Source organism: Paenibacillus sp. FSL W7-1279 (assembly GCF_037969845.1).
GTDB lineage: Bacteria > Bacillota > Bacilli > Paenibacillales > Paenibacillaceae > Paenibacillus_AQ.
Genome location: NZ_CP150215.1, coordinates 6,155,376 through 6,168,458, shown reverse-complemented (window position 1 = coordinate 6,168,458; position 13,083 = coordinate 6,155,376). Strand labels below are relative to the sequence as shown.

Below are 13,083 nucleotides of genomic sequence, written 5' to 3'. Positions count from 1 at the left end.
GGACTTTTGGGACGGTGTGTGATAATTATATGATAATGATAACCATTCTCATTTAAGGTTGGGGTCTGTACATATGTTAAACCTGTCAACGAATAGCAGTAGCAAAAAAGATTCGCGTGAATACAGCGGGCTCACGGCCCGTTTATGGAATATGGATATTGTTCATGGGCAAGAGCTCTCCTTGGAGCAGCAGTTGGCAGTGCAGCCAGCCCTGATTATCCCGCTTAGCGGAGAAACCTGTTTACAACAGGCCGAGCAAATCACCCGTATGAATAAGGGATGCGTTTATTGTTGTGCAGCGGGGACTACTTTCGGAATTACGAGTGTCGATCACAGGAGTTCCGAGGAGCACGAGCAGGCTTCGGTCGCGATCCTTCATTATAGTTTCCTGGAAGGGATATCAGGCTGCGGTCGATTGCATGAGGTGGATTGCGCCGATTTCATGCCCTATGACGGCATCTTTGTCATCAGCTCTCCGGACCGCTTGAATCTCGTCTGCCGGTCGATGTATAAGGATTTTCACAGTAAGGAGCCCATGAAGCAATGGAGGGTTCAGCTGGATTTTCAAGAGCTGCTATATACGATGATTGCCGAATGCAGCCCTTACTCCAAGAATGATAAGCGGCAAGCGCTGGAGCGGGTGAAGGAGTATATCGAGGAACATTATGATGAAGATTTAACGATTGAACAATTGGCGAACCTTTCGGAGCTGAGTCCCAAATATTTTGTGGAAGTATATAAGAAGACGTACGGGCACAGCGCGATGGATTATTTGGCGCATGTTCGTTTGAACAAGGCGAAGCAGTTGATGCTGGGCTCGGATTCATTGCTGCGTGAAGTGGCGCACATGGTGGGGTATAAGGATGAATTTTATTTTAGCCGCAAGTTTAAGAAGGCATTCGGGATATCCCCCTCGGTGTATATGAAAACAAGGAAAAATAAACTGGCGATGTACGGCTCAACGGCCCTCCTGGGTTACGCCATGCCGCTGGATTTCACGCCGTATGCGGCTCCGCTTCATCCGAAGTGGTCACAGCATTACTATAACATTCTTGGGCCGGATATCCCCGTTCATCTGGATGCATACCGTCAGAATCATAATAAATATGCGAATCTGGAGAAGCTGGCCTCGGCACGTCCGGAGCTCATCGTTTGTGCACAGGGGGTGGAAGATTGGGAGAAGGAGCAGCTTCGGCTGATTGCCCCCCTCTACGAAATGCCTGAAGAGCAGGGAGGGTGGCAGGTTAATCTGTTAGGGCTCGCTAAATTGCTGAACAAGCTGCCCGAAGCAGAGCAGTGGATCGATACGTTTCATCATAAAATATCGACTTACCGTGGGAAGCTCCCCGCTGAAATGATGGAAGAACGCACGCTTTTGACCGCACGCCTGCATCAGGATGAACTGATGGCTTACAGTCATCCGGGCATGAAGGAACTATTATTTGATTATTTTAATTTTCAGCCGGCTAAGTCTGTGGACTGGGAGGAGGCTGGACGTTTAACGATTGAGCAGATCAAGGAGAGCCGGGCAGACCATATGCTGCTCTTGATCCGTCAGGATTCCGAAACGCTGGCCAATTGGAGAAAACTGCAGGCAACGCCGGAGTGGATGACCATTCCTGCGGTGCGAGACGGAACGTTGCACCAACTATCCTCTTACCCTTGGCGCGAGTACTCTCCCATTGCGATGGAGCAGATGGCGGAGGAAGCCTTTCGGTTGTTTTCCGGAAATTGTCCATGAGGAATCCGGTGATTTGTCCATGGTACTAAGAGAGCAAATCCTATACTATGATCAATAATGATAATCATTATCAATTGTTGGTCATAGATCATGGAAGGGGTAATTGGAGAGAGATGAAACGAATGAAATGGGTCTTGGGGTTATTGCTGGTATTTGCGTTGGTACTGTCCGCCTGTGGTGGAGGCAGCGAGGTTAAAGATACAGACGGAGCTAGCGCGAATAATGCAGCAGAGAGCGCGAACACAGCCGGGGAGGAAAACGCTGCGAAAGAAGAAGCGGCTCCAGCATCGTCCGATACTAAAGTTGTGAAATATCTCGATCAGGAATATACGCTTCCGGCCAAGACGGAGCGCATCGTTATCACCGGTGCCGTTGAAGCCATGGAGGATGCCATTGTGCTGGAAGTAAACCCGGTTGGGGCCATTAGCTTCTCGGGTAAATTCCCGCCGATGTTTGAATCGATTACGAAGAACGCCCAGTCGGTTGGCGAGAAAATGGAGCCGAATTTCGAAACGATCCTGTCTTTGAAGCCGGATGTGATTTTGGCATCGTCCAAAGCCAAGCCTGAAGTCATTGAACAGTTAAATAAAATCGCACCCACGATTCCGTACTCCCATATATCGACCAACTGGGAGAGCAACCTGAAATTGCTCGGCGAGTTAAGCGGCAAACAGGAACAAGCGGAACAGGCAATCGCGAAATATAAAGAGAGCTTGGAAGAAGTCAAAGCGACGATTGGGGATAGCCTGAAGGACAAGAAAGTTCTGGCGCTTCGGATTCGTGCGGGCGAGATGTACATCTATCCGGCAGGCGTGTTCTTTAACCCGGTATTGTATGAGGATTTGGGGATTGAAGTACCGGCTGAAGTAGCGGCAGCCAAAGCACAGGAACTGATCTCGAAAGAGAAAATTGCAGAGATGAATCCGGATTATGTATTTGTCCAATTCTCGCCAGATGAGAATAAGGATACGCCGAATGCTTTGGAAGAACTTCAGAATGATCCGATCATGAAGAACTTGAATGCATTCAAGAACGGGACCGCTTTTGTCAACGTGGTGGATCCACTGGCTCAAGGCGGAACCGCGTACAGCAAAATCGAGTTTCTGAAAGCTGCAGTCGAAAGCCTGACAAAGTAACATCCAACATTTCAGTATAAACCTATAAGGCGTGTTGTTCATGAGGTTCAAAAAATCACTGCCGGCTGTCATCCTTGTGATGGCCCCGGCAGTCTGTTTCTTGCTCATAGCGGCGTCCATCCTGTATGGAGCCAAAAATATTACGATGGATACCGTTTGGGATTCCATCTTTGCTTTTGATTCGGAGAGCATCGATCATCAGATTATTGTGAGCTCCCGATTGCCGAGAGTTGTCGGTGCCATGCTTATCGGCGCTTTTCTCGCGGTATCAGGCGCTTTAATGCAAGGAATGACAAGGAACTATTTGGCGTCCCCATCCATCATGGGAGTATCGGATGGTTCGGTCTTCGCGGTAACACTGTTCATGGTATTTATCCCGAACGCCAGCTCCAATATGTATATCGTCAGCTCGTTGATCGGCTCAGCCATCGGAGCGGCCGTCGTGTTCGGCTTGGCATGGCTTATTCCTGGCGGGCTCAGCCCGGTTCGACTGGCTATACTCGGAACCGTAATCGGGACGTTTCTTAGCGGTACTGCAGAGGCTTTGGCGGCCTATTTTCAGATATCGCAAAATATCAGCTTCTGGTACAATGCCCGGCTGCATGCCATGGACCCGGAACTGATTAAACTGAGCATTCCGTTTGCAATCGTTGGTTTGTGTCTTGCCGTTGTATTATCCAAATCGATCACGCTGCTGTCGCTCGGGGACGAGACGGCCAAAGGGCTCGGTGTGAATACATGGCTTATTAAAGCCCTTGCGATGGTGGCTGTTGTGATTCTGACCGGCGTATCTGTGGCGCTGGCGGGTAAGGTTGCTTTTGTAGGTTTGATTATTCCTCATATTGCCCGTTTCCTGTCCGGCTCGGATTATCGATGGATCGTACCGGTGTCAGGCGTGCTTGGCGGCATGTTTCTTGCATTATGCGATATTCTCGCACGGTTTGTAAATTACCCGTTTGAGACGCCGGTGGGTGTTATAACTTCGTTGATCGGGGTTCCTTTCTTCCTCTACTTGATCAAGACGAGGGGAGGGGCTCAGCGTGCGTAACACCTATTATCGATTCCCGATGGTTCTGACTGGAGGAATCTTGGTTGTATTGACTGCCGTATATTTCAGTCTGACCAACGGGACGTTTGATATGTCCATCAAGGAAGTATTTCAAACTTTGCTCCGCATGAATCCCAATTCGGATTTCGATCTCGTTGTGTTCGAATTCAGGCTGCCTCGTATTGTGCTTGGCGCTCTCGTCGGCTTTGCGCTGGGTATGGCCGGTGCAGTTATCCAGGGGGTTACCCGCAACGGTCTTGCGGATCCGGGCATTCTCGGCATCAATGCAGGCGCAGGCATGGCGGTTGTGTTGTTTATGTTCCTGCTGCAAGGGCAGATCACGATGACCGGCTGGCTCGGGGTTATGATGATGCCGATGTTCGGTATCGCTGGCGGTTTGGCGGCAACTACGGCCATATTTATGTTCGCCAGAGAAAACGGAAAGCTGGATCCGCAGCGGCTAATTCTTGTGGGGATTGCGATTGCATCCGGTTTTGGTGCTATTACGATGTTCCTCTCGCTGAAAATGAATCCATCGGATTATGAGATGGCTGTAGCTTGGCTGGCCGGCAGCCTTCACAGCGCTAACTGGAAGTTCGTGGTCACAATGCTTCCTTGGCTCATCATGCTGCCGCCTGTCATTTGGCTCCGTTCTCAAGTGCTTGACTTGTTCCAGCTGGGCGAGGAAAGCGTGAAGAGTGTCGGGGTAACCGTTGAACGTGAGAAAAATGTATTGCTTCTATGCAGCATCGGTTTGGTCAGCGCGAGCGTTGCCGTATCCGGCAGCATCGGGTTTGTCGGTCTGATCGCTCCGCATCTGGCGAGGCAACTGGTTGGACTGCGGCACAGGCATATCATCCCGATCAGCGGTATAGCAGGCATGGCAATTGTGGTCATAGGCGATTTCATCGGCAGAACGATATTCGCTCCGGCCGAGCTGGCTGCAGGCATTGTGGTGTCCGTGATTGGGGTTCCATATTTTATCTATCTATTAATTCGTATGCGAAAATAAAAGCAGCTTTCGGGAGGATCACATGAATCGTTATCAACAGCTGGTGGTTGAGGACAGGGAACTCACACTGTATTTGCCTCCTTCCTATCATGAGTCGGACCGTTCTTATCCTGTTGCCTACGTACAGGATCAAGGAGATATGTTCACGGACTGTCTCAATTATCTGAACCATCTGTTTGCAGCAGGCGAACTCGTCGAGGTCATCCTGGTCGGGATTTCGTCAACAAATCGAAACCGTGAGTACACGCCTTGGCCGGCCGAGCCGCTGCTGGAGGGCAATCCGCCTTTCGGCGGGGAGGGCAGAGCTTATGTCGATGAGGTGGCGGATGTCATCAAGGCATACATAGACAGACAGTACCGTACACTCGCAGCGCCCGAACATACAGCCATCATTGGTGGTTCCTTTGGCGGTTTGATCTCGATGTTCGCGGGGTATTGGCGTCCCGAGACCTTCGGACGGATCGGGATGCTGTCGGCTTCGTTATGGTATGACGGGGTTATGGGTTACATCAGGGAGCAGGGGGAATTGCCTGCCGGGCTGAGGATATATATGTCCGTTGGACAGTTGGAAGGCGCATATAAGAACAATGCGCAGAAACATATGTATCCGAATAACGTCGAGGCGCATCGATTCTGGATCGAACAAGGGGTGAGCCCCGAGCGGCTCCAACTGGCGGTAGATCCTGATGGGACCCATGATCCCATTTTTATGGCCAGAAGATTTCCGGATGCGCTGCGGTGGTTGTTCGTCAAGGAAGAATATGACCAAGAATCTGAGATGGTGCGAGCTAACTGCAATTACCACGAAAAGGATCCTCTGTTTTGCATACCGGGAACGGTGACATGGTCCATGCAATCCGACGTCACAGGCCGCGAATACCGTATTTTCATTGCCGAACCGATGGGACCACCACCTGAAGGCGGTTATCCTGTGTTATATTCGCTGGATGCCAATGCGACCTTCGGAACGCTTGCGGAGGCAATCCGACTGCAATCCCGGACCCCCCGCGGCATTCCCTCGGCGCTTGTTGTCGGGATCGGCTTTGATAGTGACAGTCCGATCGTGAGCAGCGAGCGTTTTTACAACTTTACTGAATATGCTGAAGACCATGAATTGCCGCTCCGCCCTAACGGATTGGATTGGCCGGAAACAGGCGGCGTCGAAGCATTCCTTACGTTCATCGAGTTTCAGCTGAAGCCGGCCGTGGAGCGGCAATACGCGGTGAATCGTTCGAAGCAGGCGCTGTTCGGGCACTCGCTCGGTGGTTTTTTCACCTTGTATACATTATTCACCAGACCGGAGACCTTTTCGCGGTATATTGCGGCTTGTCCCTCGGTGTGGTGGAAGAACTACGCGCTGTACAAACGGTGGGAAGAGGGGAAGCTCCGTTTACAACAGAGCGGACAGCGTAAAGAGCTGCGTCTGTACGTTGGAGCTGAGGAGAAGCCGTCCATGGTTCAAGACGCCAGGGAACTCTATGCATTCCTCAAAGGGCATGATGAGGTGGTGGAGACTACATTCCATGAAATTGAGGGAGAAGGCCACGTCTCGGTGCTGCCTGCTCTGATAAGCCCTCTGCTTCGTTTTGTGAACGCGTAATGAGAATAATGCCTTAATAATGCCTTAAGCATGAATAAGCATGAATAAGCATGAATAAGCAGAATAAGCAGCCTCATATCCAGGGATAAAGCCGGATCATGAAGCTGCTTATTCCGCGTTGCTGTATACAGGCAGAGTGCTAATCGAGTAATTCCGGATCATCAAGGATGGAAGAGTACTTTGGGTATAATCTGCGAATGCAATCCGGACAGATATCGTGGGTAAATTCAATGGGGAGGCGGCTCTCCAAATAGCTCTCCACAGGCTCCCACTCTTCCGCGTGGTGAACGTATTTGCATACGGCGCAGATGGGAATATGCCCGGGAAGGGGAAAGCTGTGAGCCAGCGCTTGTTCCAGCAGCAGCTCCTTGCGTTTGAACTTCGTAATATCCGTAAATGATATCATAGCTCCGTGAATACGGCTGTCCTTGTTGATAAGCAGCGGCAGTACCTCACATAAAACCCAATTCTCTTGGCCGTTCCATTGTACGGCATATTCAAAGGAATAATCAGATTGCTTCCCCAACATAACATCTCTTACGGAGGGCAAATCCAACTCACGGAAAAAGTGACCAAATGAAGCCAGACTCAGGGACTTGGAAGCGAGATTAAAAAAAGATGCCCCCTGCCATCCAAACTCAGGGGAAACACCATATCTTCCGGCCATGGTAATGAGTGGATCGTTAATTTTGTCTATGATGCCATCCGGCGTAATGATCATCAATCCTTTGTTCAAGGAATGAACCGCATTATTCCAGGATGTGATCATGGTATCGTAGGGCAAATGACTCGCTCCTCATACTGAATAGACTCATGAGTAAAAGATACAACGATCCATGAGTACTATGGTATAATTTAGGCAATATATATTTGATTATACACGTAAATAAGTGGTTTTGCAAGAGAAAAATACGTACATAAGTAATTTTCTTTCAAAGAGAACTAGGAAGGCGGTTGTTTGATGCAGTCTATTTACCAACGAATCGAACATCTCATAGAAAGCCGAGGTATGACCAAGAAGGCGTTTTGTGAAACCCTCGGGATCAGCACAGGAAATTTTGGTGATTGGAAGAGGGGGAAAACAACGCCGAGTACAAATAAATTGATTGAGATTGCTGCATTCTTTTCCGTAAGCTTGGATTGGTTGATTATTGGCAAGGGCAACCCTACCCGCGTCAATGAAGCGCGTGGGGAGTACGAAGTGGACCCGGGATCATCCGATCTTCCCATCATGTCCGGACTGGCAGAGAATGAGAAGGAGTTTATCCGGGAATATATCGAGTTTTCAGCATACCGGAAGGAAAAGCGGAACGATAAGACCTAGCTGCTCATGCGTCTAAGCGACCCCCCCATAATTTGGATCTTTACTTTTGTGTGACGGAACAGTATAATAGGGAATGTTCGCTACAGAACATCCCTTATAACATGCGGTAGTGGTGGAATGGCAGACACGCTATCTTGAGGGGGTAGTGGGTGTATACCCGTGGAGGTTCGAGTCCTCTCTACCGCATACTTTATGAAGAAGCTGTTTATCAAGAGGAATTCCTCCTTTGATAAACGGCTTTTTTGTTTGCTTGGCAAGCTGGGACATGCTGTTTCTTATGCGAGTTTGCCCAATTATCGTTTCAATTTGTGCTGCAAGTTTAAAGAGTACATGTAGAGACCATAATAGGGCATGAAGGAGATGAACGAGCATGAAACCATTATACACAGCAGATGTAAAAGTCATTGGAGGGCGTGAAGGCTCAGTTGAATCTACCGATGGGGTTCTTAATCACAAATTAAGCATGCCGAAGGAGCTCGGAGGACCGGGCGGTGACGGAACCAATCCGGAACAGCTGTTTGCGGCCGGCTATGGCGCCTGTTACGAAAGCGCCTTGGCTCATATCGCCCGTAAAGAGGGCGTCGAGCTCAAGGACGTTGTGATCCATTCTCAGGTCATGATCGGAAAGGACGATGGCGCTGACGGTTTTAAGCTTGCGGTGAAGCTGAAGATCGAAATGCCGGGAATCGAACGAAGCCAGGCGGAGGACCTCGCGAAGAAGGCGCATGCGTTCTGCCCTTATTCCAAGGCTACCCGAGGCAACATCGACGTGGAGTTAAGCGTAAGCTAACCATAAAAGAATTCGGATGGTCCTCTGAAATGGAGGGCCATCCTTTTTTTGTCGGCTTGCGATGCGGAATATGAAACTTTTTACATGATACTCCGTATTTCAGTTAAAGCTATGAATTGGAAAGGGGCGCTTAAGATGAGTATTGAACAAATGATAGAGGAACGGTTTGTATGCAGCAAATGCGGAGGGAATCACTGCCAGACAAAAGAGGTCTCGATGTCAGGGGCCGGGCTGAGCAAGATGTTTGATATTCAGCACAATCATTTCCTATTTGTTTCCTGTACGAACTGCGGATATGTGGAAGTGTTCAACCCGGATATATTAGAAGGTAAAAAGAGGGGGCAGCTTGGTTCGATCCTGGATGTGTTCTTCGGTTGACATCACCCCTAAAATTCTTTAATATGACTAAGTACCAGAAAGTACAAACCAGTCATAGGGAATTTAAATAAAATAAACGGGTGATGAACATGCCATACAGACCGCAGATTGCAAATGTGACCACAGCTGGAAGCAATGAAAAAGAAGGGCTTTACGAATTCATTATCCACACGGCTGACGGAACGGATATTCGCGTATTCTATAACCGCTTCCCGGAATGGAAACTGACTGCGCTTAGCCGACTTGGGAAAGTACCTTGCCCGGTTTGTCGTAAGGATTTCATATGCAAATGCATGGAGAAATTCTCGAACGAATTCGACCAGCAGATGAAAGACGGCGAGTGGCTGAACAAAGCTGCTGAGTAATAAACCAATAAGCGTACTTGATCAAGCGTAGGAGAGGGCTCCTGCGTTTTTTCTTGTTTTAGGCCTGAAGGGAGCCAGGAAATATATGAAGGATCGTGCAACCGATAATCATGAGGACTATGCGATTGTGCTGATTGATGGCGTGTGCCATTTGTGCCAGGGTCTGACGCAGTTCATTATCAAGAGAGATCCTGCCGGTGCCTTTCGCTTCGCTTCGCTGCAGTCCGAGATTGGGCAAGAGCTGTTGAGGCAGGGAGGGCTTCGTGGTGATACTACGGAAACGATGGTGCTGATTGAACAGGGGAGGTATTACACAAGGTCGACGGGAGCTCTGCGGATTGCACGGCGTCTTCGCTTTCCTTGGCCGCTGTCGTATATTTTTATCCTGATTCCCCCTTTTTTACGGAATCTGGTGTACCGCTGGGTGGCAAAGAACCGCTACCGGTGGTTCGGACAATCGACGGAATGCATGGTTCCGACGCCGGAGATTCGGCGCCGGTTTTTGTCCTAATCCAGCTTGCTTTAATGATGATGATCTGCCGTACCCTCTTGAAATGTCGGGGTCCCCGCTTGCAGGTAGGCAAGCTCGGCCTCGGACAGTTTGCCGACGGCGAACGGTTTCTGGGGGATGATGATGGAACCGTTGTTGCCGCTGTGCAGCTTGATGAAATACAGCCCCTCTTTATCGAAGGTTTTGGTTACCGTATACACGCCATCACCGACCTCTACCGCATCCGTCATGGGATCCCGCAGGGAGCCGTCATGGCTCCACAGTTCGTAGTGGACAAAATCCGCACCAGGTACTCTTTGGCCATCCTGGGTGAGAATGATTTCAATGGTCTCCGGTTGATGAACGGATAACGTCTCCGGTATGTTTACCTCGGCGATCAGCGGGATTTCTTTTTCATACCGGTTGACTGCTTCGGGACTGGCCGAACAAGCGCTCAGCAGCAGGAACGATAGCAGTGCGCATAATATAAAACGGCTTTTCATGATCATGAAACCGCCACCCCTTATTGTAGTTAGAGTAAAGACCGAATCAGGCATTCAGAAATGTCTTGATCGCCGGTACCCTCCGAACGATGACATAATCGATGATCCACACGATGATGAGCGACAAGCCCACAAGCGGGAACAGGATACCCAAAGCGATGAGCAGCAGAAGGAATACCTTCATGTTCTTGGCTTTAACCTCGGGTGCTTTTGGTGCCCCCAGTCCATGCTCCGGTTTTCGCTTCCACCACAAGTACAAACCGCTTACCGCAATGAAAATGATGCCTATGCATATAAGCAAACTGAAAAGTTGGTTGACGATGCCGAATTGGGTTCCTTTATGCAGTGTAATGCCCAGGGCAACGGCTTTGCCAACGACTCCGTAATGATCATAGCGATAATCCGCCAACACCGCGCCGCTGTACTGGTCGATATGCATGGTAGCCTCGTCTTGGGCTTTCGGCGGATAGGCCGACAACGTGTACACCCCGTCCGCTTGCTGCGGAATGCTGATGGTGTAGCTTGGATGGATCCCCTCGCTTCGGGCCACATACATCACATCTTCGATTGGAAGCGGCGTAAAGTCGGAGATGGTGGAGTTAGGTACCTCCAGATTTTCGGCGGCCCAAGGCACATCAGCCACTTCCTTGGTCTGAACGACATGGGATACTGGGGCACTGCCCGACCAAATGGAAGGCGGATAACCGGTACCGGTATTGGTCGCCATCGTTTGAAAATTGCTGCCCCACAGGCCTGACCAGGGTAATCCGGTCATGATGAGAAACAGCATGCCTGCCGCGATCCAGAAGGCGGGAACGGCATGCAGGTCCCTGCGGAGAATCTGCTTGCCCTTGCCCAGACGCGGGTACAGGATGCCCGCGAGGCTTCTTTTGTTTTTGCTTTTGTTTTTATTTTTTGGAAACCACAAATACACGCCGGTAAGGATGAGCACGATCGCCCAGCAGGCGGCAAGCTCCACGATCCGGTCCCCCACGGTCCCGACCATCAGCTCACCGTGGAACTCCTCGATTTTGTTCATGATGCGGTCTTTGTCTTTTAGCTCGCCAATCTTTTCTCCCGTATAGGGGTCCATGAAGACGGTCATGGATTCGCCCCCTGAGGTCAAACTGATCTCTGTAGAGCGGGAATCCGACTCGCCGGGGCGGTATTTCGTGATCGTAGCGTCAGCGTAGAGCTCTTTAACTTGTCCGACCAGCTTGCTGGGCGTTACCCGTTCAACCTGAGGGGTTACCGTGTAGTAGTCCCGATATAGCGCTTGTTCAATCTGAGGCTTAAATAAGTAAACGGAGCCGGTGATCGCCAGGATGATCAGAAAGGGCGCAAAAATGATGCCGGCATAGAAATGCCATCTCCACACGGTTTTGTACCATGCGGCAGGGTTTGGATTAGATGATTGACTTTCATATGGTTTGGCTGCTGGAAGTTTCTTGTTCCCCATGGCTGGTGGCTCCTTTTCAATTAAGGCTAAAATTTATATAAGATGAACATGTGCGTTCATTTCATATTCAGATGAGTTTACTTCGGGGCCCGGAAACCGGCCTGGACGGCTTCTGCCTCGCTGCAGAACCACTGCTCCTGCTTCGTGCGCTCATAGTATGGGGATTCGGGAGTATGGTAGATTTTCTCGCCCTTCGAGTTGATGTTGCCCTTGATGTCGCAGCCTTGCTTGGACTCTTGGCTGTTCTCTTTCGGAGCTTGGATTGCCGCTGTGTTATTACGGCTGCCGTTGTTCTTGTTGTTTGTGTTGTCCTGCTCCTCCGGATGGAAGCCGTCTTCCTGGGCATAGTTCTCTACGCCCCATATCCCGAGTGCCTGGTCCCGGCTAATTCGCTGCAAATCATCAAATTTGTCCACATAGCGGGTGTTGGGCGGATAGATATAAGCTACGCGGGCGAGTCCTTCTTCAAGCAGCGATTCCTGGACCATTTTTCCGTCGGCATATACATACGCAAGCAGCCTGGAGTATTTATCGCGGTTCGGACCGATATCAAATTCCAATTCAAGAAGGTCGGCTTGTTCCACCAGTTCCTTTGTAAAAGCCTTGGCCTCGGGCCCGAATGGCTGTACGCCCAGCTTCGGATGACTCGTCTCGGGGGTATCGATCAGGAGCATCCGGACATTCTCCTTCTTCCCTTCGAACATCACGCTGATGGTGTCACCGTCAACGGCTTTGACCAGTTCAACGGCTACCCGCGGAAGATTCAGATCATCGGTTGGATAGGTCGTTTGTTTGGAATTCGTTGTACTGGTGTTGTTTGTCTTGGCTTCGGATTTAACGCTTGTTGCGGTTCCTTCGTTTGATGTCGCCGGGGACATCAGCGGCTGGCTGCAGCCTGATAATAGCAGCAAGGCGGTTAGCATAGCGGTTAACATTCGTTTGTTCACTTGTTGTCACGCTCCTGGCTTGGAAGTTTGGTTCAGATGGTTTAGGAGTTTATGTAATGTTGGTTCTATGTAAGTAGTTCTTATATAGAGAACATTCGTTCTAAGCCTATATAGTAGGACATATATCCTTGTTTTGACAATAGTGATTAAGGGCTATCTGTATATCAAAATAATATCTTGCCGTTCTGCTGCAACTGTGATATTCTAATGTCAAATTATAACAGACAACGGAAGCACCGTTCATGGACCGCATATTGCGGCCTTGGACGGTGCTTTTTTGGCGTTGTTAC

At 49.8% G+C, this 13,083-nt stretch carries 14 protein-coding genes and 1 tRNA gene; 11 read left to right on the top strand and 4 right to left on the bottom strand.

The window, feature by feature from the left end; translation table 11 throughout:
* Positions 1–73 precede the first annotated feature (73 nt).
* The 5 genes from MKY82_RS27850 (at position 74) to MKY82_RS27830 (ending at position 6,537) form a co-directional block, all read left to right on the top strand.
* Positions 74–1,741: an AraC family transcriptional regulator gene (locus MKY82_RS27850; protein WP_339294831.1), complete on the top strand. Its 1,668-nt coding sequence runs from the start codon at positions 74–76 to the stop codon at positions 1,739–1,741.
* A gap of 113 nt (positions 1,742–1,854) precedes the next feature.
* Positions 1,855–2,877, top strand: coding sequence for an ABC transporter substrate-binding protein (locus MKY82_RS27845; RefSeq protein WP_339294830.1), 1,023 nt, complete (start codon positions 1,855–1,857; stop codon positions 2,875–2,877).
* Positions 2,878–2,917: 40 nt separating this feature from the next.
* Positions 2,918–3,925, top strand: a complete 1,008-nt coding sequence (locus MKY82_RS27840) for an iron ABC transporter permease (protein WP_339219641.1) — start codon at positions 2,918–2,920, stop codon at positions 3,923–3,925.
* 19 nt (positions 3,926–3,944) lie between these two features.
* On the top strand, positions 3,945–4,937 hold the full coding sequence (locus MKY82_RS27835) for an iron ABC transporter permease (RefSeq protein ID WP_339296725.1): 993 nt from the start codon (positions 3,945–3,947) through the stop codon (positions 4,935–4,937).
* 22 nt (positions 4,938–4,959) lie between these two features.
* Positions 4,960–6,537: an alpha/beta hydrolase-fold protein gene (locus MKY82_RS27830; protein ID WP_339294829.1), complete on the top strand. Its 1,578-nt coding sequence runs from the start codon at positions 4,960–4,962 to the stop codon at positions 6,535–6,537.
* 139 nt (positions 6,538–6,676) lie between these two features.
* Here MKY82_RS27830 and MKY82_RS27825 read toward each other — a convergent pair whose 3' ends face one another.
* On the bottom strand, positions 6,677–7,321 hold the full coding sequence (locus tag MKY82_RS27825) for a PAS domain-containing protein (RefSeq protein ID WP_339294828.1): 645 nt from the start codon (positions 7,319–7,321) through the stop codon (positions 6,677–6,679).
* A gap of 177 nt (positions 7,322–7,498) precedes the next feature.
* On the opposite strand from MKY82_RS27825, the gene MKY82_RS27820 reads away from it, so the two are divergent.
* The 6 genes from MKY82_RS27820 to MKY82_RS27795 all read left to right on the top strand — a co-directional run bounded on the left by MKY82_RS27820 (position 7,499) and on the right by MKY82_RS27795 (position 9,905).
* A complete protein-coding gene (locus MKY82_RS27820) occupies positions 7,499–7,861 on the top strand; it encodes a helix-turn-helix transcriptional regulator (RefSeq protein ID WP_339294827.1) in 363 nt (120 codons plus the stop codon).
* A 103-nt stretch (positions 7,862–7,964) separates the two neighbouring features.
* Positions 7,965–8,047 (top strand) — tRNA-Leu (locus tag MKY82_RS27815).
* A gap of 184 nt (positions 8,048–8,231) precedes the next feature.
* Positions 8,232–8,651, top strand: coding sequence for an organic hydroperoxide resistance protein (locus MKY82_RS27810; protein WP_339294826.1), 420 nt, complete (start codon positions 8,232–8,234; stop codon positions 8,649–8,651).
* Between the two features lie 135 nt (positions 8,652–8,786).
* Positions 8,787–9,029, top strand: coding sequence for a zinc ribbon domain-containing protein (locus tag MKY82_RS27805; RefSeq protein WP_071222731.1), 243 nt, complete (start codon positions 8,787–8,789; stop codon positions 9,027–9,029).
* Positions 9,030–9,118: 89 nt separating this feature from the next.
* Positions 9,119–9,394: a hypothetical protein gene (locus tag MKY82_RS27800; protein WP_076324660.1), complete on the top strand. Its 276-nt coding sequence runs from the start codon at positions 9,119–9,121 to the stop codon at positions 9,392–9,394.
* Positions 9,395–9,479: 85 nt separating this feature from the next.
* Positions 9,480–9,905, top strand: coding sequence for a thiol-disulfide oxidoreductase DCC family protein (locus MKY82_RS27795; RefSeq protein ID WP_220683989.1), 426 nt, complete (start codon positions 9,480–9,482; stop codon positions 9,903–9,905).
* Between the two features lie 11 nt (positions 9,906–9,916).
* Here the strand turns inward: MKY82_RS27795 and MKY82_RS27790 are convergent, their stop codons facing one another.
* From MKY82_RS27790 to MKY82_RS27780, 3 genes are all read right to left on the bottom strand, one after another.
* Positions 9,917–10,393, bottom strand: a complete 477-nt coding sequence (locus MKY82_RS27790; RefSeq protein WP_220683990.1) for a FixH family protein — start codon at positions 10,391–10,393, stop codon at positions 9,917–9,919.
* Between the two features lie 40 nt (positions 10,394–10,433).
* The gene (locus tag MKY82_RS27785; protein ID WP_339294825.1) at positions 10,434–11,846 is read right to left on the bottom strand and encodes a PepSY domain-containing protein; all 1,413 of its coding nucleotides are present in this window, start codon (positions 11,844–11,846) and stop codon (positions 10,434–10,436) included.
* Between the two features lie 77 nt (positions 11,847–11,923).
* The gene (locus MKY82_RS27780) at positions 11,924–12,793 is read right to left on the bottom strand and encodes a thermonuclease family protein (protein ID WP_339219631.1); all 870 of its coding nucleotides are present in this window, start codon (positions 12,791–12,793) and stop codon (positions 11,924–11,926) included.
* Between the last annotated feature and the right edge of the window lie 290 nt (positions 12,794–13,083).